This window comes from Nocardia sp. CC201C (genome assembly GCF_030010695.1).
Classification (GTDB): Bacteria; Actinomycetota; Actinomycetes; order Mycobacteriales; family Mycobacteriaceae; genus Nocardia; species Nocardia otitidiscaviarum.
Window position 1 is genome coordinate 1 of sequence record NZ_JASCXP010000482.1, and the last position, 5140, is coordinate 5140.

The following is a 5140-nucleotide window of genomic DNA, read 5'->3' on the forward strand; positions in this document are numbered from 1 at the left end:
CTCGGTGAGCGACCGCTCCGGATCGGCGGGCGGGGTCCCGGCCGCGAGCATCGACGCGATCATGTCCCGAACTCGTGCGGGCTCCTCCGACCAGCGCGGGCAGGTGATATCCAATTCCCTATCGGCGTGGAAGCCGTGTTCGTCCAGGAACTCCCGCAACGCCCGCCGCCCCGCCTCACCGTCCAGGCCCTCGGCGTCCGCCACCCGGTACAGCCCGACAATGCCGCGCTGCATGGCCATATGGCTCACCTCGGCCAGCCCGCCGATGAGCGCCAGCACCTGGGTGCTGCCGCCGGTGGCGGCGTCGACCTTGGCGAGCAGCGTCTTGAAATCCGATTGGACGGTGGTGTTGTGGTAGATCGTGGTGAAGTAGGCGCGTTCGGTGGTGGCGTGGAACGACAGCAGACAGTCCACCAGTTCCGCGGTGAAGGTCGCGGTGTCCACGCTCGGCAGTCGCGCCGCCCGCTCCCGCCAGCGCGCGTACTTGGCCTCCCAGCCGGCGGCGAACCGCTCCACCTCCGTCAGTTGCCCGGTGGTGAACCGCCGCAGTGCCAGCGCGGTCGGTACCGCGCGGGCCACCGTCAGCGCGTTCGTGGGCGTGCGGTCCGGCCCGTCCGGCCCATAGTCCACGTTGACGCCCAGATCGGCGTCGAAGATGCGCTCGTCGTAGCCGGGCACGCCCGCGTAGGCCCGCTTCACCGCCGCCACGTTCCAGTAGGCGCGGCCGTAGTGCATGGCCATCCAGGCGGGTTCGTCGTCGAGCAGTCCGAGCCGGGTGAAGAATCGCTGCATGGACGCCTGGAAGGCGTTCTCGTACAGCGAGAACATGAGCGGGGTGCAGACGCGGGCGGAGACGCCGCCGTCACGGAAATCGGCATCGGTGAGCTGTTCGATATCGGTGCGCCAGGCGATGGCGGTGACGGCTCGCGATTGCAGCAGCCACAGCCGTCCGTCCGTTCCGACGGCCCATTCCACATCCTGCGGTCGATGCCGGAATGCCTGGACCCGCACCAGCATTCGGGTCAGTTCGGCGATCTCGGCGCCATCCAGCAGCACCGGTTCGTCGCCCTCGCTGCGCTGCACTACCGTGCCGTCGACCAGCCGGACCGTGAGCCGCAGCGGTGTCACGTGTCCGGACACCAAGCGCTCCCCCAGCCCGGCGCAGCACTCCACGACCGCGTGTTCCTCCCTGCCCGTGATCGGGTCGATGGTGAAGCCCACACCGGCGGTGCGGGATTCGACCATGCGCTGCACCAGCACCGCCACCCGCGCCCGGGCCGGATCGAAACCGCGGCGTTCCAGGTAGCCGCGCACCCGGTCGTTGTGCGCCGAGGCCCGGCAGTCGGCGATGCGGCGGCGCAGCGCGTCCCGATCGCCGATCTCGAGGTAGGTCTCGTACTGTCCGGCGAAGCTGGCGTCGTCGAGGTCCTCGAGCACCCCGCTGGAGCGCACGGCCACCGGGTAGCCGCCGACGGCCGCGATGAGCGCATCCAGTTCGGCATCGGTCAGCAGGTCCGGATCGGTGTCGCCGGGAATCACGAAGCCCGGCGGCACCGGGAATCCGGCGGCGGTGAGTTCGTGCAGGGTGGCCGCCTTGCCGCCCGCGGCCTCGATCCGGAAGTCGGGTGCGCCCAACAGCATGGGAACGGTCATGGTGACTCCTCGCGGTGCGAGCGGTGCGGGCACGATCCGCTGCCGCCGCGCCAGCTCGGCCGCGGCCCGCACCCCGGCGACGGTCAGCGCGCCGTAGGACGGGCTCGGCGTGTCCGGTTCGAAGCCGAGGGCGATGGTCTCGGCCATACAGGCGTAGAGGGTGCCCGGCGGCAGCTTGGTGCCCGGGAAATCGGGGACCTGATCGTCCGGCAGGCGCATGCGGCCACCGGACAGCACGGTGACCCCGGGCAGCGCGGCGGCACCGGGATCCACATCGCCCGGGACCGCGAGGTCGTAGACGAGGACGGGGTGGTCGGTGGGCAGCTGGTCGGCCGTGAGCACCGGGGTGGCCGCATTGGTGGCGGTGACGATCAAGCGGCAGTCGCGCAGCGCGGTCATATCCTCGCGCACCGCGACCCGGTCCGGATCGCCGAGCCGCTCGGCCACGGCCCGCAGCCGTCGCGCGGAACCGCGCCGACCCACCAGCAGTAGCGAATCGACGTGCGGGAGTAGTAGTTCCGCCATGACCGCCCCGATATTGCCGATGGCTCCGACCACGGCGACGCGGCGCTCCCCGGCGGGCAGCGCCGCCAGCTCCCGGCGCATGAGCTCGTAGGCGCACGCGGCGGTGAGCGAGTTGCCGGAGGTGATGCGGGCGGTGTCCTCCACCACGGCGCGGGCGGCGTCGGTGACGATCGAGGTGTAGCCGCCCAGACCGATCACACCGGCCCCCGCGCCGATCGCGAGATCCACCGCGTCGAACACCACATCCCGCAGCCATGCGCCCTCGCCGTCGCGCTGGATGGTGACGGCCTGCTGTGCCGAGAACGGCACGGCGATCATGGCGACCTCGACTTCGGCCCCCGATACCGACCGGATGCGTTGCCGGGTGACCTCGAAGGGCCGCAGCACGCCGCGCAGCCGCTCCATCAGGGCCTCACACTGATGGTCGGACCACGCGGCCAACTCCGGTGCCAGCAGCCGCAGATCCCCCGGGCGTTCCAGATTGGCGAGGAAGGCGACGCGCGGCGGGCCGTCGAGTGCGGTGGCGGGCTCGGGGCAGCGGCGCTCGGGATCGGGTGTGTGCGCGGGCAGCGGGGTCGGATGCGCGGCGGGCCGGGTGAGATGGTCGAGCAGGGCCGCGTAGTCCGCGCGGTGCAGCAGGTCGGCCACGGCCTCGAAGGCCGTCGCGATGCGGTCGATATCGGCGACGCCGAGGTACGCCGACGGCTGCACCCGCAGCGTGGCGGGGGCGGACAGGGTCGGCAGCACCCGGATGCCGTGCCGGTGCAGGAGATGTCCGGCGACCAGATACCCGAACCATTCCTCGTCCAGGAACTCGCGCAGTATGGGCGATGCCGGTCGGGGCGGGCGCAGTTCCACCGCCAGCAGCAGCCCGCGCCCGCGCACCCCGGTGATGACATCCGGTCGGCGGTCGGCCACCGCGCGCAGCCGATCGCGCAGCCGGGTACCGGTGGCGGCGATGCGCGGCAGCAGTTCGGGTATCAGATCCAGTGCCGTACAGGCGATCTCGGACGAGTAGTCGTCCTCGGCGAAGGTGGAGGTGTGCTGTCTGCCGAACTCGGGCAGATACCGATCGCGCTGGACCAGCAGCGCCGAAAGCTTGGCCAGACCGCCGCCCAGCGCCTTGGACAACAGGTAGTAGTCCGCGGGCACACCCGAGGGCTCGGCGGCCAGGAAGGTGCCGGTACGGCCCATGCCGCTCTGGATCTCGTCGAAGACCAGGGCGGCCCGGTGACGATCGGCCAGGGCGCGGACGGCGCGCAGCACGTCGTCGGGCAGCTCGTACACGCCGCCCTCGCCCTGCACGGGTTCGACGAAACACGCCGCCAGCCGGGACGCGTGCCGGACGGTCGGCACCGGCGCACCGGATGGGCCGAAAGATATGTCGCAGAAGGTGATTCGTTCGCCATCCAGAGACAGTTCGAGGGTGTTCGGCGCGGTGGCGTCCAACCGGACCACCTCGGGTCCGAACAGCGGGCGGCCGTCGTCGGCGGCCCGGTCGGTGAGCACCGCCGCCGCGGCGGTCTTCCCGTGGAAGGATCGCGTCAGCGCCACGAACAACGGTGCGCGTTCCCGCAGTGCTGTCACGTCGCTGATCGATTGGGCGAGAAGGGATTCCACCGATGCATCCCACGGAGCGGGCAGCGGTTGCCCGGCCAGACCGTCACGTCGGGCGCGGCGCAGGGTCCGCTCCAGGTCCGCCCGCACGGCCGACAGGTACCGCGACCGTTCCAGCGCGGCGTGCTTGACGGCGGCCTCCACCGCCTCGGCTCCCGTGGATGCCAGTGTGACCACGTACTCGGCCCCCGTCGATGCCCCGACCAGGGCGGACAATCGCGCGCTCAGTCGGGCGGCGCCGGCGCGCACACTGCCCTGCACCGCGAACGGCCGCCGTGCCCGCAATGCCGTCTCCGCCGCGCGGATCAGGGCGGGATGGTTGTGGCCGAACAGTCCGGCCCCGTGTCCGCCCACGAGATCGAGTACCGCGCGGGCGGCAACGCCGCCGCCACCATCCAGCGTGGCGGGGACCAGCGTGTCGTACTCGGCCGCGCGGTAGTCGGCGTCGAGATGGAAGGCCCGGAGCAGCCGGGTTATCTCGGGCCGGGCGTAGCGGCCGTACACATCACTCGGATCGGCCATGTCAGCTCGCTTTGCGCAGCTCGACCGCGACGTATTCGGCCACCTGGCGGGTGGTGCGCAAGGCGGCGGCATCCGCATCGGGTATGTCGATGCCGAACAGCTGCTCGAGTTCGATCACCAACTCGGCCGAACGGACCGAATCGAGGCCATACTCGAGCAGGGGCCGGTCCAGTTCCAGCGCGGGCGCGTTCAAGCGCCCCCGGAACAGCTCCCGGACTCGCTCCATTACCGTCGGGTCCACACTCATCGAGATCTATCCCCACGTGAAAAACGGTGCACGACAGCACAATCGATGTATCGATGGCTCGATGCATGCGACTGCCACGGCACACTTTGCGTACCTCGGCTCCATTGCCCGGCGTCCGTAGCGCGAAGCGCCGCCTCGTGAGCGCGCATCAGCGGAATCCGGTGCGGTCAGACGTGTGACGGCACCGAGAATGCTTGCGGCATAAGGGGACTAGTCACCCCAGCCCGGTTCTTCATCGAACCCGTGATGGAAAAGCGGGCGTGAGCCCCACGCCCGTCGGGTACCCTGCTCTCCCGATCGTTCACCGGTAACCGACCAGGTGTAGCGCGTTCGAAAAGCGTTACACCACAGTTAATCTCCGGCGATAGCCCGATAGTACCCACGAGTAGCGCGGGGTGCCACGACGAATCACGTCGATCACGTGAACTGTACTGACGCGCAATGTAAATCAGCACACACATACGCGGCAAAACGCGGGTGCGGACTCAGTGCGGTGTCAGTCGCGTCACAGTGCCCAGATAGCTGGTGACGTACAGTGAGTTGGGGTCCCAACCGGGGCCGGAGCCGAACCGGGCG

Annotated in this window: 2 protein-coding genes; both read right to left on the reverse strand. The window is 70.2% G+C overall.

Annotation, left to right across the window (positions count from 1 at the left end):
- On the reverse strand, nt 1-4317 hold a 4317-nt coding region (locus QK444_RS32245), incomplete at its 3' end, for an aminotransferase class III-fold pyridoxal phosphate-dependent enzyme (protein ID WP_282785840.1).
- Between the two features lies 1 nt (nt 4318).
- Nucleotides 4319-4564 (reverse strand): acyl carrier protein, encoded by a 246-nt coding sequence (locus QK444_RS32250; protein WP_282785841.1) that lies wholly within the window; start codon nt 4562-4564, stop codon nt 4319-4321.
- Between the last annotated feature and the right edge of the window lie 576 nt (nt 4565-5140).